Annotated in this window: 17 protein-coding genes; 7 read left to right on the plus strand and 10 right to left on the minus strand. The window is 57.9% G+C overall.

Annotated features, from left to right (window positions below; translation table 11 throughout):
• Nucleotides 1-153: 153 nt before the first annotated feature.
• From lpdA to mdeB, 4 genes are all read right to left on the minus strand, one after another.
• The gene (lpdA, locus tag AB4Y44_RS40790; RefSeq protein ID WP_368685834.1) at nucleotides 154-1899 is read right to left on the minus strand and encodes a dihydrolipoyl dehydrogenase; all 1746 of its coding nucleotides are present in this window, start codon (nucleotides 1897-1899) and stop codon (nucleotides 154-156) included.
• Between the two features lie 43 nt (nucleotides 1900-1942).
• Nucleotides 1943-3316, minus strand: a complete 1374-nt coding sequence (gene aceF, locus AB4Y44_RS40795) for a dihydrolipoyllysine-residue acetyltransferase (RefSeq protein ID WP_368662016.1) — start codon at nucleotides 3314-3316, stop codon at nucleotides 1943-1945.
• 99 nt (nucleotides 3317-3415) lie between these two features.
• Nucleotides 3416-5194, minus strand: a complete 1779-nt coding sequence (gene ilvB / locus AB4Y44_RS40800) for a biosynthetic-type acetolactate synthase large subunit (protein ID WP_368607027.1) — start codon at nucleotides 5192-5194, stop codon at nucleotides 3416-3418.
• 25 nt (nucleotides 5195-5219) lie between these two features.
• Nucleotides 5220-7934 (minus strand): alpha-ketoglutarate dehydrogenase, encoded by a 2715-nt coding sequence (mdeB, locus tag AB4Y44_RS40805; protein ID WP_368662013.1) that lies wholly within the window; start codon nucleotides 7932-7934, stop codon nucleotides 5220-5222.
• A 187-nt stretch (nucleotides 7935-8121) separates the two neighbouring features.
• Between mdeB and AB4Y44_RS40810 the strand changes: the two genes are divergently transcribed.
• Nucleotides 8122-8661 (plus strand): Lrp/AsnC family transcriptional regulator, encoded by a 540-nt coding sequence (locus AB4Y44_RS40810; protein WP_069268820.1) that lies wholly within the window; start codon nucleotides 8122-8124, stop codon nucleotides 8659-8661.
• Between the two features lie 307 nt (nucleotides 8662-8968).
• Here AB4Y44_RS40810 and AB4Y44_RS40815 read toward each other — a convergent pair whose 3' ends face one another.
• From AB4Y44_RS40815 to ehuB, 5 genes are all read right to left on the minus strand, one after another.
• Nucleotides 8969-10114 (minus strand): porin, encoded by a 1146-nt coding sequence (locus AB4Y44_RS40815; protein WP_368685835.1) that lies wholly within the window; start codon nucleotides 10112-10114, stop codon nucleotides 8969-8971.
• Between the two features lie 416 nt (nucleotides 10115-10530).
• Complete coding sequence (locus tag AB4Y44_RS40820; RefSeq protein ID WP_368662015.1) at nucleotides 10531-11313, minus strand: amino acid ABC transporter ATP-binding protein; 783 nt, start codon at nucleotides 11311-11313, stop codon at nucleotides 10531-10533.
• A gap of 58 nt (nucleotides 11314-11371) precedes the next feature.
• The gene (locus tag AB4Y44_RS40825; RefSeq protein ID WP_069268822.1) at nucleotides 11372-12034 is read right to left on the minus strand and encodes an amino acid ABC transporter permease; all 663 of its coding nucleotides are present in this window, start codon (nucleotides 12032-12034) and stop codon (nucleotides 11372-11374) included.
• Nucleotides 12031-12681: an amino acid ABC transporter permease gene (locus AB4Y44_RS40830; RefSeq protein WP_368662012.1), complete on the minus strand. Its 651-nt coding sequence runs from the start codon at nucleotides 12679-12681 to the stop codon at nucleotides 12031-12033. The genes AB4Y44_RS40825 and AB4Y44_RS40830 overlap by 4 nt, the downstream gene beginning before the upstream one ends.
• A gap of 30 nt (nucleotides 12682-12711) precedes the next feature.
• Nucleotides 12712-13596 (minus strand): ectoine/hydroxyectoine ABC transporter substrate-binding protein EhuB, encoded by an 885-nt coding sequence (gene ehuB / locus AB4Y44_RS40835; protein WP_069268824.1) that lies wholly within the window; start codon nucleotides 13594-13596, stop codon nucleotides 12712-12714.
• Between the two features lie 164 nt (nucleotides 13597-13760).
• Here ehuB and AB4Y44_RS40840 point away from each other — a divergent pair, with 164 nt between their 5' ends.
• The 6 genes from AB4Y44_RS40840 to AB4Y44_RS40865 all read left to right on the plus strand — a co-directional run bounded on the left by AB4Y44_RS40840 (nucleotide 13761) and on the right by AB4Y44_RS40865 (nucleotide 20594).
• Nucleotides 13761-14447 (plus strand): GntR family transcriptional regulator, encoded by a 687-nt coding sequence (locus AB4Y44_RS40840; RefSeq protein WP_368662011.1) that lies wholly within the window; start codon nucleotides 13761-13763, stop codon nucleotides 14445-14447.
• Nucleotides 14448-14449: 2 nt separating this feature from the next.
• Nucleotides 14450-15646 (plus strand): Xaa-Pro peptidase family protein, encoded by a 1197-nt coding sequence (locus tag AB4Y44_RS40845; protein ID WP_069268826.1) that lies wholly within the window; start codon nucleotides 14450-14452, stop codon nucleotides 15644-15646.
• A gap of 91 nt (nucleotides 15647-15737) precedes the next feature.
• On the plus strand, nucleotides 15738-16703 hold the full coding sequence (locus AB4Y44_RS40850; protein ID WP_342925245.1) for a succinylglutamate desuccinylase/aspartoacylase family protein: 966 nt from the start codon (nucleotides 15738-15740) through the stop codon (nucleotides 16701-16703).
• Nucleotides 16703-17881 (plus strand): pyridoxal-phosphate dependent enzyme, encoded by a 1179-nt coding sequence (locus tag AB4Y44_RS40855; protein WP_069268828.1) that lies wholly within the window; start codon nucleotides 16703-16705, stop codon nucleotides 17879-17881. The genes AB4Y44_RS40850 and AB4Y44_RS40855 overlap by 1 nt, the downstream gene beginning before the upstream one ends.
• A 21-nt stretch (nucleotides 17882-17902) precedes the next feature.
• Nucleotides 17903-19366, plus strand: coding sequence for an MmgE/PrpD family protein (locus AB4Y44_RS40860; RefSeq protein WP_069268829.1), 1464 nt, complete (start codon nucleotides 17903-17905; stop codon nucleotides 19364-19366).
• A 526-nt stretch (nucleotides 19367-19892) separates the two neighbouring features.
• Nucleotides 19893-20594, plus strand: coding sequence for a GntR family transcriptional regulator (locus tag AB4Y44_RS40865; protein WP_342925243.1), 702 nt, complete (start codon nucleotides 19893-19895; stop codon nucleotides 20592-20594).
• A 291-nt stretch (nucleotides 20595-20885) separates the two neighbouring features.
• Here the strand turns inward: AB4Y44_RS40865 and AB4Y44_RS40870 are convergent, their stop codons facing one another.
• The gene (locus AB4Y44_RS40870) at nucleotides 20886-21512 is read right to left on the minus strand and encodes a hypothetical protein (protein WP_069268831.1); all 627 of its coding nucleotides are present in this window, start codon (nucleotides 21510-21512) and stop codon (nucleotides 20886-20888) included.
• Nucleotides 21513-21649 lie beyond the last annotated feature (137 nt).

Below are 21649 nucleotides of genomic sequence, written 5' to 3' on the forward strand. Positions count from 1 at the left end.
GGCCCACGCGCAGGCTGATCACCTCGACGCGGACATCGTCGGTTGACCCCGACCGTCGCGGTACGGCTGCGCTTGCCCGTCTGTCGCAAACGATTCTTTATTCGGTGTGCTGAAATCACCGCTTACGGTTGATAGCGCCACCAAGACCTAGACTTACTTGGGACTTGCGTTTCCGCGCTTCGGCGGCACATCGGTGCAGACGCCCTCGTACAGCTCGGCGGCCATGCCGATTGACTCGCCCAGCGTCGGGTGCGGGTGAATCGTCTTGCCGATGTCGGTCGCATCCGCGCCCATTTCCACCGCGAGGCAGACTTCGCTGATGAGGTCGCCCGCGTTCAGGCCGACGATGCCGCCGCCGATCACGCGATGCGTCTCTTCGTCGAAGATCAGCTTCGTGAAGCCCTCGTCGCGGCCGTTGGCGATCGCGCGGCCCGAAGCGGCCCACGGGAACACCGCCTTGCCGTACTTGATGCCTTCGGCCTTGCACTGGTCTTCGGTCTTGCCGGCCCACGCCACTTCCGGATCGGTGTAAGCCACCGAAGGAATCTGCAGCGCGTCGAAGTACGCCTTCTCGCCGTGCGCCGCTTCCGCCGCCACGTGGCCTTCATGCACGGCCTTGTGCGCGAGCATCGGCTGGCCGACCACATCCCCGATCGCGAAGATGTGCGGGACGTTGGTGCGCATCTGCTTGTCGACTTCGATGAAGCCGCGATCCGTCACCGCTATGCCCGCCTTGTCCGCGCCGATCTTCTTGCCGTTGGGCGAGCGGCCCACGGCGACCAGCACGAGGTCGTAGCGTTGCGGCTCGGCCGGCGCCTTTTCGCCCTCGAACGACACATAGATGCCGTCGTCCTTCGCCTCGGCCTTCGTGGTCCTGGTCTTGAGCATGACGTTCGCGAAGCGCTTCGCGTTGTACTTCTCCCAGACCTTCACGAGGTCGCGGTCCGCACCGGCCATCAGGCCGTCGAGCATTTCCACGACGTCGATCTGCGCGCCGAGCGTCGCGTAGACGGTGGCCATTTCCAGACCGATGATGCCGCCGCCGATCACCAGCATCTTCTGCGGAATCTGACGCAGTTCCAGCGCGCCGGTCGAATCGACCACGCGCGGATCTTCCGGCATGAACGGCAGTTTCACGGCCTGCGAACCCGCAGCGATGATCGCCTGCTTGAACTTGACGATCTTCTTGCCGTTCTCGCCCACCACTTCCATGTGGTTCGGATCGAGGAACGCGCCCACGCCCGTCACGACTTCGACCTTGCGCGCCTTCGCCATGCCGGCGAGGCCGCCCGTCAGCTTCTTGACGACGCCCGACTTGAAGTCGCGCAACTTGTCCAGGTCGATCTGCGGCTTGCCGAACGTGATGCCGTGCGAGCCGAGCGCTTCGGCTTCGTCGATCACGAGCGCCGTGTGCAGCAGCGCCTTCGACGGGATGCAGCCCACGTTCAGGCACACGCCGCCAAGCGTCGAATAACGCTCGACCAGCACGGTCTTCATGCCGAGGTCGGCGGAGCGGAACGCCGCCGAGTAGCCGCCGGGGCCCGCGCCGAGCACGAGCATGTCGCATTCGACATCGGCGCTGCCGCTGAAGCTGCCGGCTTGCGGCGCCGGCGCTGCTGCCTTCGGCGCTTCAGCCTTCGGAGCCGGCGCCGCTGCGCCTTCTGAAGCCTCGACCAGAGCGATCACCGTGCCCTGCGAAGCCTTGTCGCCAGCCTTGATCTTCACTTCCTTCACCGTGCCCGCGACGTCGCTGGGCACTTCCATCGTGGCCTTGTCCGACTCGAGCGAGAGCAGCGTCTGCTCCTTCTCGATCACATCACCGGTCTTGATGTTGACTTCAATGACCTCAATGTCCCTGAAGTCGCCGATATCCGGCACTTTTACATCGATAAGCGTCATGGATTGATTTCTTCCCTGCGGTTGTACCGGAGCTCGTCGCGGATCAAAGCGATACCCGTCGATAGTCGGCCAGAATCGTGACGAGATAGGCATTGAAGCGGCCAGCTTCTGCGCCATCAATGACGCGATGATCCCATGAAACCGACAGGGGCAGCATGAGGCGAGGCACAAACTGCCTGCCATCCCACACCGGCTTCATCGCGCTCTTCGACAGGCCGAGGATCGCCACTTCCGGTGCGTTGATGATCGGCGTGAAATGCGTACCGCCGATGCCGCCGAGCGACGAGATCGAGAAGCAGCCGCCTTGCATCTGGTCCGGCTTGAGCTTGCCGTCGCGCGCGAGCTTCGAGAGCTCGGCCATTTCCTTCGCGATGTCGACGAGACCCTTCTTGTCCGCGTCGCGGATCACCGGAACGACGAGGCCGTTCGGCGTGTCGGCGGCAAAACCGATGTGGTAGTACTGCTTGAAGACGAGGTTGTCGCCGTCGAGGCTCGCATTGAACGCCGGGAACTTCTTGAGCGCCGCGACGCAGGCCTTGATGACGAACGCGAGCATCGTGAACTTCACGCCCGCCTTCTCGTTTTCCTTGTTCAGCTGCACGCGCAGCGCTTCGAGGTCGGTGATGTCCGCTTCGTCGTTGTTCGTGACGTGCGGGATCATGACCCAGTTGCGGTGCAGGTTCGCGCCGGAAATCTTCTTGATGCGCGACAGCGGATGCGTATCGATCGGGCCGAACTTCGTGAAATCGACCTTCGGCCACGGCAGCAGGTTCAGGCCCGTACCGCTCGCTGCCGCTGGGGCTACTCCAGCGGCAGCGCCAGCCGGCGCAGCGAGCGCGCCCGTCATCACGCCCTTCACGAACGCGGTGACGTCGTCCTGGCTGATGCGGCCCTTCGGCCCGGTGCCCTGAACTCGCGTGATGTCCATGCCGAGGTCGCGCGCCAGTTTACGCACCGACGGCGAAGCATGGCTTGATCCGCTCAGCCCAACCTCCTTCTCCGGGATCACGGCCGCTGGCGCAGGCGCGGATGGATGACCTGCCGGACTGCGCTCCTCATCAACAATGGGTGAGCCATCTCGACGCCCGGTCTTCTCGCTCGCGTCAACCTTACCGGTGACCGCCTCGGCCGCCGCACCTTGCGGCTCCATGAGCAGGATGACCGAACCTTCCGACACCGCATCGCCGACCCTGAGCTTTATTTCCCGAACGACGCCACCAAAAGGACTGGGCACGTCCATGGTGGCCTTGTCCGACTCCAGCGTAACCAGCGATTGCTCCTCCCGTACTACATCACCGGGGCCAACCAGTACCTCGATGACGGGGACGCCCTTGTAGTCGCCGATGTCAGGCACCTTAATCTCTGTTACACGCACTTCAGTAATCTCCCAATCGCGGTCCAAGGCGAGCGCAACGATCGTTGCGTAGTGTTTCTCGCGAATGCGTCAATGCCAGAACAGGCAGCAGGCGCCGGGCTGCCCGAAGTCCTGGCTATGTTGAACATTAGCCATGCTGAACTACCGGTCGACATCGCGCGAATTCATCAGCATGTCCGTCAGTCCCGCGCCCGCTCGAACCATAGGCCAGACGTTCTCGGACGGATCGATGGCAAAGTCCATGAATACCGTACGCTGCTTCATGGCAAGTGCTTCGCGCAGCACGGGCTCGACATCGCATGGTCGATCGATGCGAAAGCCGACATGCCCATAAGCGCGGGCAAGTGCGACAAAGTCAGGCAACGCGTCCATGTACGAGTGGGAGTAACGGTCGCTATAAGTCACATGCTGCAGCTGCCTTACCATGCCGAGATAGCCGTTGTTGAGGGAAACGATTTTCACCCCGAGGTCGTACTGCCTGCAGGTCGACAACTCCTGGATACACATCTGGATCGAGCCGTCTCCGGTTACTGTGACCACATCCGCGTCCGGAAGCGCGCGTTTGACGCCCATCGCATAGGGCAGTCCGACACCCATGGTTCCGAGGCCTCCCGAGTTGATCCATCGGCGAGGTTTATCGAATCCATACAGCTGCGCGGCCCACATCTGGTGCTGTCCGACATCCGAACAGATATAGGCATCGCCTCCGGTAGCCTCCCAAAGTCGCTGAATGACGAACTGAGGCTTGATTACATCTTCTGCCGGCTCATAGGCGAGGCAGCGCTTCTCACGCCAAGTCTCAATCTGTGTCCACCAGTCCTTCCGGTGCCCAGCATGAATACGTTGTGCTTCGAGCTGTCTCAGTATCGCGCGCGCCGCGGTCTTCACGTCTCCCACGATCGGAATGTCAACCTGCACCCGCTTGTCGATTGTCGCGGGATCAATATCAACATGAATAGTCGTCCTGCTATCTGACCGAAAGTCCCCGGTATTTCCAATGACCCGGTCATCGAATCTCGCACCGAGCGCAATCAGTACGTCGCAATGCTGCATCGCCATGTTGGCTTCGTACGTTCCATGCAGTCCTGGCATTCCGAGGCACCGCCTATCCGAAGCGGGAAAGGCGCCAAGCGCCATCAACGTGTTCGTCACCGGGGCATCGAGTCGCCGCACGAGTTCCGCAATCTCCCCGCTGGCAGCCGATGCAACCGCTCCGCCGCCAACGAGAATGCATGGCCGGCGCGAGCGCGCGAGCGCCTCGGCGGCCCGCCGCACCTGTCCCGCATGAGGTTCCGTGCGCGGACGGTAGGATCGCAGCGTGACGGATTCAGGTATGCGCAATGGCGTCTTCGCCTGAAGCACGTCTTTGGGAATATCCACCAGCACAGGCCCGGGGCGTCCGGTGCGGGCGATATGAAACGCGCTTTTGAGCGTCTTCGCCAGTTGAGAGACATCCAGCACCAGAAAGTTATGCTTGACGATCGACCGGGTAATTCCGACAGCATCGCACTCCTGAAACGCATCGGTTCCGATAGAGTGTGTGGGCACGTTACCGGAGATCACCACCATCGGAATGGAATCGAAATAGGCAGTCGCAATGCCTGTCACCGCGTTCGTCACACCCGGCCCCGATGTCACCAGCGCTACGCCGACCTTTCCCGTCGCGCGCGCGAAACCATCCGCCGCGTGGACGGCGGCCTGTTCATGGCGAACCAGCAAATGGGTAACATCGATGGATTCGTGGAGCGCATCGTAAAGCGGCAGGACCGCGCCGCCTGGATACCCCCAAACCGTCTCAACACCCTCCCCGCGCAGGACGGACAGGACAATCTGTGCTCCCGATGCATCGCCGTCCCTGCCCGAAGTATCCGGAGCGCCGGCTTTCGCAACCTGTTGGATCTCAGCACCCGCAATCTTCATTATTAGCTCCGGTAGTGCCTGCCCGTCACCGTTGCCACGGCGCGGCCCGGTTCGCGTCATGCTTGCCATAGCGATCAACGGCACGCCTGACGAGCTCGACCGCTACTGCACCGTCGTCCGCGAGCGCTTTCAGCGCGGCAATCGCGATCGAATGTTGGTCGACTTCGAAGAAGGCCCGCAGCGCCGCACGGGTGTCACTGCGTCCGAAGCCATCGGTGCCAAGCGTCACATAGCGCCGCGGCACATATGCACGAATGAGTTCGGGAACGGCGCGCACATAGTCTGTCGCCGCGATCACGGGCCCGTGCGTGGGAGACAACGCAGACGTCACATACGGAGCGGCAGCGCGATCCTCGTCGAACAAACGATCGGTGCGTTCGGACGCGACACCGTCCCGGTGCAGCTCGGTAAAGCTGGTGACGCTCCATGCCGATGCTTCGATGTTCCAGTCTTCCTTCAGCAGGCGCGCGGCCGCCTGCACTTCGCCCAGAATCGCCCCCGAACCGAGCAACTGGACCTCAGCCCGATCGAGCGATGTTGTGTCAAGCGGATACATGCCCTTGAGCACACCATCACGAACGCTTTCGATGGGTGCATCCGGAAGTGAAGGCTGTGCGTAGTTCTCGTTCGTCACCGTCAGGTAATAGAACACATCGCGCTGACGTTCAATCATCTCGCGCATGCCTTCGTCTACGATCATGGCCACCTCGTACGCGAATGCCGGATCGTAGGCGCGGCAGTTCGGTACCGTCGAGGCCGCCAGATGGCTCGTGCCGTCCTGATGCTGCAAACCCTCGCCACCGAGTGTCGTCTTCCCCGCCGTTGCACCGATCAGAAAGCCACGCGCACGCTGGTCAGCGGCAGCCCAGATGAGATCGCCGATGCGCTGGAAACCGAACATCGAGTAGTAGATGTAGAACGGCAGCATGGGCAGGTCGTGCACGCTGTATGAAGTGGCTGCGGCGACCCACGAGGACACAGCGCCCGCCTCCGAAATGCCCTCTTCCAGTATCTGTCCGCCCGTATCTTCCCGGTAATACAGCATTGAGCCCATGTCTTCGGGCTCGTACAGCTGCCCGAGCGGCGAATAGATCCCAACCTGCCGGAACAGATTCGCCATACCGAACGTGCGTGCCTCATCGGCGACTACGGGAACAATGCGAGGGCCGAGCGACGCGTTTTTCAGAAGGCTCCCGAGCATCCGCACGAGCGCCATCGTGGTCGACATCTCCTTGCCGTTCGCGTCCAGCGCAAATTGCCCCCACGCCGGCAATGCGGGAACAGGCAGCATTTGCGACGCGGTTGTCCGCCTGCGGGGCAGATACCCGCCGAGCGCTTCGCGCCGGGCATGCAGGTACCGCATTTCTGGACTGTTGTCCGCCGGCCTGTAGAACCGCAGCTGCTCGACGTCTTCGTCGGAGAGGGGCAAGCGGAACCGGTCGCGAAACGCTTTCAGTTGTTCGACGTCGAGCTTCTTCTGTTGATGCGTGGTCATCCGGCCCTGGCCGATCGAGCCCATGCCGAAGCCCTTCATTGTCTTCGCGAGAATCACCGTGGGCTGCCCTGCATGTTTCAGTGCCCTGTTGTACGCCGCATACAGCTTGCGTACGTCATGGCCACCGCGGCGCAGGCGGTCAATATCGTCGTTGCTCAGATGCGCGGCAAGCGCAGCCAGTTCCTCGTTCTGTCCGAAGAAGCGTTCGCGGTTGTAGGCGCCGTCATTGGCAGAGAAGGTCTGAAACTGTCCATCGACGGTATGAGCAAACGCTCGCAACAACGCGCCGGTGCGATCGCGTGCGAAAAGACCGTCCCAATTAGAACCCCACACGACCTTGATGACGTTCCAGCCCGCCCCCGTGAATTGCGCCTCGAGTTCGTCAATGATGCGGCCGTTACTTCGCACGGGGCCGTCAAGTCGCTGCAGATTGCAGTTGATCACGAAAACGAGGTTGTCGAGCCGCTCGCGTGCGGCGAGCGACAAGGCACCGATCGATTCGGGCTCGTCCATCTCGCCGTCGCCAAAGAAGCCCCAGACCTTGCGGCCTTCCGTTTTGAGCAGCCCACGGTTCTGCAGGTAACGCATGAAGCGCGCCTGGTAGATCGAGTTGATAGGGCCGATGCCCATCGATCCCGTCGGAAACTGCCAGAAGTCAGGCATCAGCCACGGATGCGGATAGGAACACAGACCCGGACCCGCGATCTCGCGACGGTAGTGCTCCAGATGCTGCTCGCTCAGGAAACCTTCAAGGAATGCGCGCGCGTATACTCCCGGCGACGAATGGGGCTGAAAATAGATGAGGTCACCGCCATGAGCATCGTTCGCACCGCGAAAGAAGTGGTTGAATCCAACCTCGAAAAGATCCGCTGCCGATGCGTAGCTCGCGATATGTCCACCGAGTTCGCCGTAAGCGCGGTTCGCTCGCACCACCATCGCGAGCGCATTCCAGCGTAGTGCAGCGGCGAGTCGCTCTTCGGTATCGACGTCACCTGGAAACGGCGGCTGCTGTTCGACCGGGATGGTGTTCGCATAGGGCGTGACGTTCGCACGCGCCGTTGCGATGCCGCTCGACAATGCATGCGCGGCCAGGCGGTCGAAAAGATACTGGGCACGTCCGAGCCCGACATGCTCCACCACGCCATCCAGTGCGGAGATCCACTCGGCAGTTTCCTGCGGGTCGTTGTCCATGCGGGCTTGATTGAGGGCAAGAACGGGCTGAACACCGCTCGATAAATCGGTCATGGCAACTCCAGGCTAAACAGTGAGATTCGTGAGCTTCGAGACTCGTGCGGGTCGTAATTTCGAATTCGAGGACATGGGAAGAGCTTATCCATCCCATCACAAAATGTGCGTCTCTTTTGTGGGGGAGTTTTCAGCTCAAATAGGGTATAAATTCTGGTAACGATGCCTCACATGAGATTTCCATACTATGACGTCCGAAACAAAACTCCCGACCCGCCGGTTAGACCGCACCGACATCGCGATCCTGCGGCAGTTGCAGGACAATGCGCGTATCACAAACGCTGAGCTCGCCCGCGCGGTTAACCTCTCGCCCACTCCCTGCTTCAATCGCGTACGCGCACTTGAAAAGCTCGGCCTGTTCCGCCAACACGTGACCCTACTCGACGCCGGCGCGCTCGGGTTACGTATCAATGTGTTCATTCAGGTTAGCCTCGAACAACAGGTAGAAGACGCGTTACGCGTTTTTGAAAAGGAGATCGAGGATCGGCCAGAAGTGATGGAGTGCTATCTGATGACAGGCGACGCCGATTATCTGCTGCGCGTCGTCGTGCCGGACATGCAAAGCCTTGAGCACTTCATCGTCCAATGGCTCACGAAAATACCTGGCGTGTCGAACATCCGCTCCAGCTTTGCGCTTAAGCAGGTGCGGTACAAGACAGCGTTGCCGTTGCCGACCGTTGGCCTCACGTTGCCGAGTGGCGAGGAAACGCCTCAGGAGTGGACTTGAGGGTGGCAGTAGCCAACGTCTAGCGTTGGCACTGGTAACGCCCTTGTGCCGACAAGTAGTCGACCGGGAAGACAGTTAATGCAGAAGCTGAAATGCCCAGTCGCACACGGCCGCTGGTACCTCAACCGAATCGCGAACTATAGGATTGAGTCGAACTCGTTCCTTGAACAGTTAATATCTTCACACCGGCACTAGACGACGCGAGCTCGACACCTTTTTCCCCTGTCGCGCTGAGGCGAGATTGGGTCAACAGACATCGGTTTTCGAGCCCGCGTGATCTCATCGATTTGGTGCTTGGCTGAGTCGACTAGAATTTATGACGGAGCCCGAGGCGCAAAGCGAGCTGGCTGTTGCCCGAGGAAACACCGTACGCACCGGGTACATATGCGAAATCCAGCACTGAACCCGTCGTATCTCCTCCTACATGCTGATAGGCACCCTGAAGATAAACGTCTGTTCGCTTTGAGATGTTGTAGTCACCCATCAACCCGACCGTCTGATAGTTCGGATGGAAGCTGCCCGCTGCCGTGGTCATCGTCGCGTGCGTGTAGGTGTACATCGCGCCAACATAGAACGCTGGCGTGAACTGGTACTTGCCATTGATTTCGAAGTTCTGGAAGCGGAGGTCCGAAGCCGGACCACTGACAGGCGTAATAGCGCCCACGTACCCGGAGTTCACCGGATTCTTCACATCCACGTTCGAGTATGCGAAGCCGAAAGTGGCGCTTCCAATATAGTAGTTGATACCAGCACCAAAGATGCGCAGCCGGTCACCCACAAAATTTTCATCGCCACCATTGTTGATCGCACCGGTCGCGGTTGATGACGGATTGTTGGCCTGTAGATAGGACGCCGCGATCAGGATGCTTCCGGTCTCATATTGTGCTCCCAGACTATACTGACGATTATTGGCGAAATTGGTGTCATTTGAGAAGCTGTAAGTGCCACCGAATTGGAAGCCACCGAAATTCGGGCTGGTATATTTCGCCGTATTGTTGACCCGAAAAGTGCCATCCGTATTGTCGTTGTCGTATGGGTGCGAGAGCAGATAACCTGCCCATGTTCCATTTGCTGTCGTCAACGAGAAGTAGTCGACAACAGAGTCATACTGGCGACCAAAAGTAAGCTTGCCATACGTCGAACTTGACAGCCCCACGTATGCCTGACGTCCAAACATCAGGCCGCCCTGGCCGAGCTTGCCGTTGTTCACGTTGAACCCACTCTCGATCTGAAACACGGCCTTCAGCTGGCCACCGAGGTCCTCCGTACCTTTCAGTCCCCACCGACTACCCTGCACGTATCCGCTTTGTAGCTCGTATGCCCGGCTTCCAGCTGCATTATTCGTGAAGTCAAAACCTTCATCGATGAGTCCATACAACGTGACGGTACTTTGCGCATAGGCGGACACTCCGATCCCGGCCAATACGGACGCCACCAGCAATTTCGCCTTCATATCATCGTCTCCAAACGTGGTAGTTATTGAAAATCAATTTGTAGTACGTAACAACTAGTTTGCATAAAGTGGTGGTGCTCTCCCGTTTCCCGAGCCGCGCATTCTTCATCGCCCCGGTCGCATCGATCCTGCAATGCCACACCGATCCTCACTGCGCGGCAAACCTCGGCTGAAACCGCGGTCCCGCAACGTTGCCCGAACTACTCGGGCTTCCTCGCTCCGACAACTATGAGTGCGCGTTTTCCAATACGACCTGGGGGCCTAACGTATAAACCTCTCGGAGCGTAATGCCAGCGTTAGGTTCGTGCCCCGTCGAACGCCGGCAGGATTCTTTGTGGCCTCAATTTCCTCATCGATTCACGATGTTTTGGTGCAGCCGCCGATACCCTCCTATCGAAGTCGGCTGCGACCTCGCATTATTTGTGCAACAACTGACTCAGAAACTTCTTCGCTCTGATATGCGTCGGATTGCGGAAGAAGGTATCCGGCGGTGCACATTCGATGACTTCCCCACCGTCCATAAATACGATACGGTCAGCAACTTCACGAGCGAATCCCATCTCATGAGTCACACAGATCATCGTCATGCCATCGTTCGCAAGTCCGGTCATCACATCGAGTACTTCTTTGATCATCTCCGGATCGAGCGCTGACGTCGGCTCGTCAAACAGCATGATCTTTGGTTTCATGCAGAGCGCACGAGCAATTGCGACGCGTTGCTGCTGCCCACCGGAAAGCTGTGCCGGATACTTCTTCGCCTGGTCCGGTATGCGAACCCGGTTGAGGTTTTCCATCGCAATCGCCTTGGCCTCCGCCCGCGACGCTCGGCCAGTACGGATCAACGCCAGCGTACAGTTGTCGATCACGCTCAAGTGAGGGAACAGATTGAAATGCTGAAATACCATTCCGACATCTCGGCGCATGTGCGACAACCCCTTCATCTTCGCGTGCATCTCGACACCGTCCACAACGATCCGGCCTTCCTGGTGCGTCTCCAGCTGATTGATGCAGCGGATCAGCGTCGATTTTCCTGATCCTGACGGACCGCAGACCACGATCCGCTCGCCGAACGCCACATTCAAATTGATGTCGCGCAAAACCTGAAATTCGCCGTACCACTTCGATACACCTTCAATTGCTACCGCGATCGACTCGGGCGTATTCGCTTGCAACCCCGCCGGTTCGCGTGGTTGCGACATTTGGGATACCATGTTTTCCTCCACAACACTTCAAACGTCTTGATAGACTGCTGTCGGCTTATCGTTGAGGAGCGCCAATCCCAAGGTGGCGCTCGACCTTTCCGACCAATACGACCGCGATCAGGGCTAGTGCCAGAAAGAGCACACCAGCAACAAGCATCGGCTCAGCGTAACGGTAGGTTTCGGAAGCCACGTCCATTGCGCTGCCTAGCATTTCGGGAACCGCGATCACCGCCAGGTATGGCGTAGACTTCAGGATCGCAATGGCATACGCACCCAGAGGCGCGGCCACGTTTCGCAACATCTGCGGAGCGATAACGAAGGCCGTGGTGTCCCACCAAGTGAGCCCGAGGCTTTTCGCACCCTCGCTCTGGCCAACCGGAACGGCGTCGATGCCGGCCTTGAACACTTCGGCCATATATCCGGAGTAGTAAAAACTAAGTCCGAATACACCGATGAATAACGCGGGCAAGACGATTCCGTAAGAAGGGAGAACGAAAAACAGGAAATAAATCTGAACAAGTGCCGGAGTAGACCTGATCGCATCGATGATGAATTGAACCATCGGACGCACAACGGCATTGGAACGGCGCAGCATTTCCCAGACGAAACCGAGCGCCAGCGCACCCACGAAGCTCAGGATCGCAACGAGGATCGTATTCCCGACACCTTCCAGGACTTGCGGCACGATTCGCAACGCAAAATCAAAATCGAAGTTCATGACCGCCCTCGCCGGCTCCCGTGCGATGTCTCAAGATATCGCCCAAAAATAGTCACTGGATAACATAGAATCAGATAGGATAACAAAAGACTCGAATAAATTAACAACGGGTTATAGCTCAACTCCGAGATCTCCTTGGCACGGAACGTCATGTCAGACAACGTAATAAGAGATACCAATGCGGTTCCCTTGATCAGTTGAATAAGATCGTTGATGAACGTTGGAATCATGGCTCTGATTGCCTGCGGCAACTCGACAAGACAAAGCACCTCGAAACGATTCAACCCCAAGGCCAAGCCTGCCTCGCATTGTCCGCGAGGCAGTGCTTGCAAGGCGGCGCGGACCGACTGACTGCTATATGCACCCGAGTTCAGTCCGAGCACGAGTGCGCCAACCGTGATCCCGGAAAGATGAATTCCAAAAGCGGGAAGCGTATAGTAGAACGCATAGAGCAGCACAATAACAGGCGAGCTTCGCCACAGCTCGATGATGAATGTAATTGCTTTGCGCGGAGTGCCAGTCGCGAAGTTCTGCAATATTCCAGCGACCAGCGCAAACGGCACCGCATACAGGAGTCCGAGTAGAGTGACGGCCGCGGTGATACCGAACCCCTTGTATATTCCGATAATGACGTCAGGAAAGTTCATGCGATCGCTCCTCAGATTGACAAATCCCGATCATCGATAATCCGCGCCACACACCGCTTTCGCCGTTACGTCAGTTGGCGCCATCTCGGTTTCCCCGAATCCATATTTTTCGAAGACTTTCTTGATCGAACCATCGGCCTTCATTTTTGCTAGCCCCGCGTTATACAGGTCACGCAGTTTCGAATCCTCCGTCCGGAATGCGATTGCCGCGTAATTGGCAACCTGCTGCCCATTCTTTACCAACCCGGTAAAGGGCGTCGCGCGCTCGAGCCGGTTGCCGACGTTTGGATCCTTGAGCGTACTGATTACAGTTGAAGCCGATTCGGTGTCGGCGTCAATGCGACCGGCCAGAATGGCTCCGACCGAAGACTCGACGTCTTTAAGCAGAAGAATCCGATCCTTGGGGATTCCGGCAGCGATCGCATGCTCGACAGCAGAACTTCCCCGTCCGCCGCCAAACCGAATCGCTGGGTTCTTTGCAACGTCCGCATAACTATGGATATTGAGAGGATTCCCTTTCTTCACCAGAAGCGCATCGCCGATAGCCAAATCCGGATTGCTGAAAATTACCTGTTTGCAGCGCGTCGGGGTAATTGCCAAGCCCGAAGCTACGGCATCTATCCGCTTGGAGAGCAGGCTCGGAATCAGCGCGTCGAAGTCGACGACGACAAAGTTGATTTTCTTGACACCCACCTGACCGAGAACGGCCCGGATCATGTCAGGACCGACGCCAGAAACGCTGCCATCGGCGTTTCGGTATCCCCACGGCACCTGATTGTGAATTCCTACCGTGATTTCCCCACCGTGGATCGCCTGGCTATCGCTTGACTGCGCCTGGGCGATGCTGCCGCCAATCAGCGTGCTCGCCGCAGCAAGAACAAGCGCCAGCCGTTTACTCCAGACCTGGATCGTCATAACTGTCTCCTTTCCTTTTGTTGGTGCGTTGAGTATACTTGGCATACCAGGCATGTCAAGCAACGATCTTCGACGGTGCACTCGTGTTTACCCGAGTAGCGAAACTGGAAGGTCGATCTAAAGCCGCTTGAATAAACAGACCAATACTGGAGACAACTTTGTCCTTGTACGAGACAGTGCGCGACGAACTTCTCAAGCGGGTCAGGAATGGCATATACGCGAGCGACATGCCGATTCCGTCCACCGCCATGTTGAGTAAAGAATTCAATGTCAGCGTGATTACCGTGAAGCGGGCGCTGCGTGACTTGCAGGCCGCTGGCGTGCTGGTCACGATTCGCGGCAAGGGCGCCTACGTGAAGAAACAGCAGCGAATCCTGCGTCAACTCGATATGCGCATGTCGTCCCTGCATGGGGCCGACATCAGCTTGATCTCGGTGACGCGGGAAAAGATCGGTGATCCGTCCATGGCCACGCTTGCGGCCCCCGACCATACAATGCTCTGCGTCAGGAAAGTCATCTCATCAGACGGCTCACCACTTCTCTATGACGCCAGCTACCTCTCGGCGAACGTAGAAGACGAGATCATCGACGAGTTCGGCAGCAGCTTTATCGTCGACGCGCTGAAGCGCCGCGGCATCCGGCTCGTCAAGACACAGATCGTTGTGGAAGCCTTTCCTGCTTCCGATCGCGCGGCCGAGATATTTGGGGTTCCGAACGGATATCCGATGCTGCGTCGCATTTACAAGATGATTACCACCGACGCGAATTTGACGATCTATGGCGTTGTTCAAGCTCCGTTTGATCGCCTCGCCTGTTCCATTGACTTTCCGTCTCATGACATGGAGATCTAAAGATGACTGCACTTCAACTCGACATTCCTGCCGTCTTCCGTGCGCCGGCTCCCCCGGTTCCCGAAAACGAACTCCGCCAGCGATTGACCAACATCCGCCGGGAAATGGCAAAAGCCGGGATCGACGTTATTGTTTTGACCGACAAGAAAAACGTTGACTATTTCACGGACTACCAGGAACTCTCCTGGGATCACAAAGCACGCCCGATCTTCGCTGCCATTTCATCCCAAGACTTCGCACTCTTCGGCAGCCTTGGCGAAGCAACAACGATCCAGCTCAGAGATCGAATTTTCGAGCCGGTCTACTACAAAGGCTATCTTGACGAAGCTGTCACCGCTGTTTCGGACTGGCTAGAGGGCAAGACGACCGGGAGCGGTGTCCATATTGCAGTGGACTATGGTCAAGACATGTTCGGACGTGGTTCGTTGGGATTGATCGACGCGCTCAGTTCGATCGATGCGAGCGGTCGCGTCAAAAGTGCAGCCGATGCGATCTGGAAAGTCAGGCTGGTCAAGTCCAGATTCGAAGCCGATCTCAATCGAACCGCATATGAGATCGTCAATACGGCATTCGACCAGACGATCAAGCACGCCTATGTTGGCATGACGGAGTACGAACTTTATTACCTCATGCAGGCACAGATCTATCTGAACGGCGCCGAAAGTGCCGATCCGATTGCGATGCTCTTTTCCAGCGGCGATTTCGCCTACGCTCGCACGGCGAAGGATCGGAAGCTCGAAGTAGGTCATTACGTATGGACCGATTTTCGCGCTACGTATGGTGGGTATCCGGCCGATCGCAATCGGATCGCTCGTGCCGGTGACCCCAAGGATTGGGAACTCGAGACCTACACGGCGGTGAGATTGCTGACGCTGGATGTTGTCAACCATATCCGCCCCGGAATCACGTGTTCCGAGGTGTACCAACACTTCGACGCACTGTGGCGCGACGCCGCATTGGGGTCGGTGTACGGCGCCGTATCGCGCATCGGTCATGGTGGTGGCCTCGACGTAACCGAGCCGCCGTCGCTGTCGAGGGCCGACACGACGGTCATCGAGCCAGGGATGATTCTGCACATCGAACCGAAACTTGAGCGCGATGGCGCTGTGTTTCAGTTCGAGGAAGTGGTCTTCGTCACCGAGTCCGGCATCGAGTTCCTGTGCCCACCCTCGCCAGAAACCCTTCCCGTGATTCGATAAACATCCGATCTCTCATAGGTTTCACATGTCAGGCTCTACACGAATCTGGTCGACGATCGACTACGAAAAGAACGGCAAGCAAGTCGATTGCTTGCGGCTGCCGATTTCCACCGACACGTCCGCGTATGGCTGGATTCCGATTCCGGTCGTCTGCGTGAAAAATGGCGACGGTCCGACTGCGGTACTGCTCGCGGGAACGCATGGCGACGAGTACGAAGGCCAGATCGGCCTTATGCGCATCGCGAGACAGTTAGTCCACGACAATCTGCACGGACGCGTGATCATTCTTCCGTCACTCAACTTTCCGGCGGTCAAGGCGGGGCGAAGGGTTTCACCCATTGACGGAGGCAACCTCAATCGCGTCTATCCCGGGCGCGCGCACGGTACCGCCACCGAAATGATCGCGCACTATGTCTGCGAAGTGCTTCTGCCGATGGCCGATCTCGTCGTTGATCTCCACTCGGGCGGCCGCTCGCTCGACTATATGCCGTGTGCACTCGTCCGTAGCGCAAATACGGAAGCGGAAATCGAACGCCTGCACGACCTGCTGCGTGTATTCGGCGTGCCGCTTGCGGAATTTACCGACGGCGCCGGTGGCGGCGGCAATACCACACTGCCTGCTGCAGCTGCCCAATTCGGGGTGCCGGTCATCACGGCGGAGCTGGGCGGAGGTACCACGCTTCGAGGCAACGGCTGTACGCTGGCCGAAGAGGGCTCGCTCAGACTTCTCAAGCATCTTGGCATCCTGTCGTCATGCGACGTGCCCGATCCCGCGCAAGTCACGTTGATGAGTTGCGAGAGCATGGACCTGTTCGTGTATGCCGAATACGACGGGTTGTTCGAGCCCATGGCGCAGCTCGGCGAGCGAGTCGAAGAAGGTCAGCTTGCCGGGCTCCTGCATTCGATCGACCGACCGCATGACCCGCCCGTCGAAATCTACTTCCGCCGTGCGGGACTGGTCGTTTGCAAGCGGCATCCGGCATTGGCGAGCCGCGGCGATTGTCTTTTCGGACTTTTGGAGGACGCGGCCACGTCATACCTCCCGGGAGCGAACTGATGAGCCGACTCAATCCCAACGTTTCCGGCATGAAGTGTATCCAGTGCGGGCTAGTACACGCGCTGGACGACTATTTCGAAGGTTGCCCGTCGTGCCAAAGGGCGGGCACACCGGCGAGCGTCGCACCGCATTACACCGCTTTTCCGGCGGACCTGAATACCGAAAACATCACGGACTGGCTGTCGTATCGCGGTGCTACGGGACTGGGAGAAGGCAACACGCCGCTATCGGCGCTGCCCCGGCTCGCCGTCGCACTGGGCATCGATGCATTGCATACAAAAAATGAATTCTGCAATCCAACCGGCTCCCACAAGGACAGGATGGGTGCAATCGTTGTCCAGCGAGCGATCGACGTCGGCGCGACGACCGTCGCGGTTGCATCGAGCGGCAATGCCGGGGTTTCGACGGCAGCCTATGCCGCCCGAGCCGGTATCGAATGTGTGGTCGTGACGACACCGGAAATCAGCCCGAACTGGCGCAGAGCAATCGAAATGCATGGCGCGCGAATCATCGCGACCAAAAATCCAGACGATCGCTGGGCCCTCATCGCCCAGCGTGTGCGGCAGGGCGAATGGTATCCGGTCACAAATTCGATCATGCCGCCCGTCGGGAGCAATCCGTTTGGCGTCGACGGTTATCGCGCAATCGCATTCGAACTCTACCTGCAATTTTCGGCGCGTCCGCCGACGGACATCATCGTTCCGACCGCACGCGGTGACGTGCTCTGGGGTATTGCGAAAGGCTACCGGGACCTTCGCGACTCGGGTCTGGTGCACTCCATTCCAAAGGTTCACGCTGTCGAACCATTCCCACGAATCAGTCTAGCGCAACAGGGGCATGGCATGGTTTGCAGCGACTATTCGGGGGACACGGTCATGGAGTCAATCGGAGGCGATACCGTTACTCGCCAGACTTTACTGGCGCTCGATTCGACTGACGGTGTGGGTGTCGCGGTCCGCGATGAACAGGTCATCGCAGACCAGCTTGTACTCGCGCGTGAGGGACTGTACCTCGAGCGCTCGAGTGTCGCCTCGCTCACGGGACTGCGCAGATTGATAGATCACGGGCAGATTGGACAGAACGCTCGCGTCGTCATGGTGGCCACTTCGCATGGCTACAAGGAGCAGCCCGAATTCGGCGATTCGCTATCCGCGATCAACGTTTCTCGCGAAGCATAATTCTAGACATAGAGGGCACGAATGATAAACGAAGAGGACTGCACTGCGTCGGCTGACGCGCAATCCGCGTCGTCACACCGGGACCATATCCTGTTTCCGAACAATCCAGTCCATGCACACGCCGGGCTGTTAGCGCGCTTTCTCACGGATCTCAGCTACGAGCGCATTCCCGAAGACGTCGTCCATAAGGCAAAACTGCTGACGCTGGACACGATCGGATGCATTGTTGCCGGAACGGACACGGTGCTCGGCCGCAAGATCCTGGCCAGCTACGGGAGCACCAAACAACAAGATGGCTGCACCGTTTTGGGAACCTCATTGCGTATGCCGCCATCGCTGGCTGGCAAGGTGAACGCGTGGTTGTCGGATGTTCTCGACTACGAGGACGTCGCGGTAGGCCATCCAAGTGCGACGGTCATACCTGCCGCGCTGGCGCTCAGCGAACATCTAAATACCCCACCAAAGCGGTTTCTCGCCGGTGTCGTCGCCGGTTATGAGGCAGGTCTCCGACTGCACGACGCCACGCAAGCCAGTCCCGAAGTGTATCTGCGATTCGCTGTATATCACGCATGGCACGGCCTGGCTGCCGGAGCCGCCGCCATGGTCGTCGCTGGCGGCTCGGAAGAGCAGTTCCGCTCTGCGCTAGGCCACGCCGCGGCCAATACCTGTCTGCCTCTGTGGTACGTCCAGTATGGACAGCCTGCGCATGCACTCAAGGCGAACTATGGCCAGATGGCCCTGGCGGGAATCGAGGCCGCACTCTGCGCACGTCACGACATCATCGGCCCCTTCGCGATGCTTAGTGACCCCCACAGAGGTTTCGCTAGCATCATTGGATCCGATCGATTCAATGCCAGCCTGCTTTCTGCTGATCTCGCCCACAATTGGCGAACGAGAGAATCGTCCTTTAAAGCATTTCCATGCTGCGCATTTCTCCATACGACCATCGAAGCAATTTCAAATCTGGCCGAACAGCACTCGATTGACCACAAAGATATACGCAGCATTCAGATTCGGACGATTTCAAGAATATCGGAATGGTTCTCCGACAGGCGACCGCCTTCCGATATCAATGCCCAATTGTCCGTCCAGTATGTATCTGCAATGGCGGCGCTCTCCCTCCAAGCGGGACGAGAATGGTATGAACCGTCCTTGATGGCAAGCGAGGACGTTCTTGAATTGATGGAAAAGATCGACGTCGAAGTCGATCCGGTCGCTGAGGAAGCATTCTGGAAGATCGATCAGCATATGTCGTCCGTGACCATCATGCTATCAGACGGTCGTTTGCTCGAGACGTCAGTGAAATGGCCACTGGGTCACTGGCGCCGTCCGTTCGAGGATGCAGACGTGGAAGAGAAGTTTCTGCGCAACCTCCGAGGAACCGCCTTGGTGTCGAAAGGCGCGGAAATCTTCGAACAAGGAATGGACATGGAAAACCATGGCTCGATGCGCGAGTTCATTGAGTTATTGCGCATTGCAGACTGATGATGATCGCGAAGCAGCGGCAGTAGGACCCTTGGCGTCCGACGTAACGATCCCGATCGGCCAGCTCGTGATCTTCAGTGCGAGATCGGCAAACTTGAGTGCGCTCGTGATGTTGCTATCCCGGTGTTCTCGTAGAGGCTCAGTCGCGACGCCCGCGTTACGACCCCGGGGGCCGTTATGCCGTTTGGGGTAAGCTCCCCAAGCCATGGATGCCGGTCGCTGCGCCATATCGCCCTATTTTCAGTTGGCGGTTACACCGAAATGATACCTAGTATATTTTGCGAGGCGCATGAGCTTCAAGGTGAGACCTGAACCGTCGTTGATGTCGGTGCGCCGATTGTTTAGCGCCTTCCCGACATCCGACAGTTCGCCACAGGACGCCTGGGCTGTTTCGATGTAAAGCGGTGCGCCGGATGCTGCCCGTTGTCCGCAAAACGTTCCGTAAATGCTTGGGATACTAGGCATCCATGGACGCCCGGGCTATAGTCCCGTTGGTCCCATCGACCTTTCGCGCCCGAGAGTCAACTTGATCAAGCCCCAATTACAACCCTCCCCGTCGCTGCATGAAACGGTACGCGAGGAACTCCGTCGACGCATCGCAGTCGGCACCTATTCTCCCGACGCCGCGATCCCGTCGACGGCCATGCTTAGTGAAGAATTCGGTGTTAGTTCGATTACGATAAAGCGTGCGCTACGCGACCTGCAAGCCGCAGGGACGCTCGTATCGATTCCCGGGAAAGGAACATACGTCAAACAACAAAAGCGGCTGTTGCATCAACTCGACGCGATGCAGCCGTCGTTTGACGATTCGAGCATACGTTCAGTATCGGTCACGAGAGAGAAAATATCCGATCCGACCTTGAGTACGATCGCCCTGCCCGACCACGTGATGCTCTGTGTCCGAAAAACGATCTGGATGGACGATGCGCCAGTCGTGTACGACACGACCTATCTTTCTCCGGATATCGGCGACGATATTGTGGACGAGTTCGGAGAGCGCTTCGTCGTCGACGCTCTGGCCAAGCACGCGATCCACGTCACCCGGACCTATCTGGTCATCGACGCGGCACCCGCCACCGCCGAAGTGGAAGAAATATTCGGCGTTCCCAATGGCTATCCCGTGCTGCGGCGGCTATATCGGATGATGACGAGCGAACCCGGAATTATCGTTTATGGCGTCCTCCAAGCGCCGTTTGACAGGCTCGCATGTACCGTGGACTTCCCTTGAATGCAGGCAGTCCTCTCGTCGGCCTAACTCAATTGCATCGGGGACTGCGGCGAGAAGCCTCCTTTACCCTGCCGCGACTCGATACATGCCCGCGCATACGCGAACGAAAGCAAAGCCTGCGCAACGGCACTGAGTCCCGGCAAGGGGTAGCGACAAGGTAAGCACTTATGCCCTGTAGCGCATAAGTGCTTATCGTGGTCAGGGGCCAATCAGCGGCTCTCAGAGACCAAGTTCTGATCGTCAAGACGGCCTCGGTTTGACGCTTACCTTACATTCGCTGCGGGCAATGGTTCAAAAAATCCATTTTGGACCAAAATCAACGGTGCGTACTCCAAATATTTTTACGTGGAGATGGGCTTCTAATTGCACGGCGAATCCATCTTTTACGCGTATGGTGATGGTGTAATTGCCACCGAGGCTTTCTGTTCCGATTTTTTCAGTACGAGTTAGCTGGCCGTCCGAGAATGTCAAAAGGGCCTCACCGATTGTAAATCCGAGAATTTTGCTTTTGACAGCAGCGGTGTACTTGCCATCCTCTGGATTTTGAATTTCTAGATGAATGCTCGCTATGGCTAAGGGGATGTCCAATTTATATGGAAAACGAATCGCACCACGGACGGCTCGGATTTTGAATTCGTTAAGAATAGCCCCATCTTTTTCGAGCAGCTCATATGCTTCTTTGCAGGCCGCGTCAAATTCCTGCTCGGACAGGCCGCTATCTGTGCGTAGCTTGTCACGGTCGGCATCGTTGCGAAAACTTATGGTATCTACAACAGCTTCTGTTGACATAATGATCTCTCGTGCAAAATCATTGAATTGAATGGGCACGCACGACGCGATGGCCGGTAGCACTCCTTCGCTTCCGCCCCCCAGAACACGCGTATCCCCGATGAACTCCGTAGCAGTAAGAAAACCCATTTCTTATTGCTTAGGGAAGGTCTGCAAAAGTCCTGGCGTTGAAGTCACGTTGTCCTATCCTGGAAGAACGCGAATTAAAGGAGTTCCTCGATGACACAGCTCGGTCTTGGCCTGGATCTTTCAACGAAACGCACGCG

This window comes from Paraburkholderia sp. BR10937, assembly GCF_040965695.1.
GTDB lineage: Bacteria > Pseudomonadota > Gammaproteobacteria > Burkholderiales > Burkholderiaceae > Paraburkholderia.

What these genes read in the sequence shown, in the direction of transcription:
- mdeB (WP_368662013.1), bottom strand. Translation starts at nt 7,934, where the DNA reads ATGACCGATTTATCGAGCGGTGTTCAGCCCGTTCTTGCCCTCAATCAA.
- AB4Y44_RS40870 (WP_069268831.1), bottom strand. Translation starts at nt 21,512, where the DNA reads ATGGGTTTTCTTACTGCTACGGAGTTCATCGGGGATACGCGTGTTCTG.
- AB4Y44_RS40860 (WP_069268829.1), top strand. Translation starts at nt 17,903, where the DNA reads ATGATAAACGAAGAGGACTGCACTGCGTCGGCTGACGCGCAATCCGCG.
- lpdA (WP_368685834.1), bottom strand. Translation starts at nt 1,899, where the DNA reads ATGACGCTTATCGATGTAAAAGTGCCGGATATCGGCGACTTCAGGGAC.
- AB4Y44_RS40825 (WP_069268822.1), bottom strand. Translation starts at nt 12,034, where the DNA reads ATGAACTTCGATTTTGATTTTGCGTTGCGAATCGTGCCGCAAGTCCTG.
- AB4Y44_RS40855 (WP_069268828.1), top strand. Translation starts at nt 16,703, where the DNA reads ATGAGCCGACTCAATCCCAACGTTTCCGGCATGAAGTGTATCCAGTGC.
- AB4Y44_RS40815 (WP_368685835.1), bottom strand. Translation starts at nt 10,114, where the DNA reads ATGAAGGCGAAATTGCTGGTGGCGTCCGTATTGGCCGGGATCGGAGTG.
- ilvB (WP_368607027.1), bottom strand. Translation starts at nt 5,194, where the DNA reads ATGAAGATTGCGGGTGCTGAGATCCAACAGGTTGCGAAAGCCGGCGCT.
- AB4Y44_RS40820 (WP_368662015.1), bottom strand. Translation starts at nt 11,313, where the DNA reads ATGTCGCAACCACGCGAACCGGCGGGGTTGCAAGCGAATACGCCCGAG.
- AB4Y44_RS40845 (WP_069268826.1), top strand. Translation starts at nt 14,450, where the DNA reads ATGACTGCACTTCAACTCGACATTCCTGCCGTCTTCCGTGCGCCGGCT.
- AB4Y44_RS40830 (WP_368662012.1), bottom strand. Translation starts at nt 12,681, where the DNA reads ATGAACTTTCCTGACGTCATTATCGGAATATACAAGGGGTTCGGTATC.
- ehuB (WP_069268824.1), bottom strand. Translation starts at nt 13,596, where the DNA reads ATGACGATCCAGGTCTGGAGTAAACGGCTGGCGCTTGTTCTTGCTGCG.
- AB4Y44_RS40810 (WP_069268820.1), top strand. Translation starts at nt 8,122, where the DNA reads ATGACGTCCGAAACAAAACTCCCGACCCGCCGGTTAGACCGCACCGAC.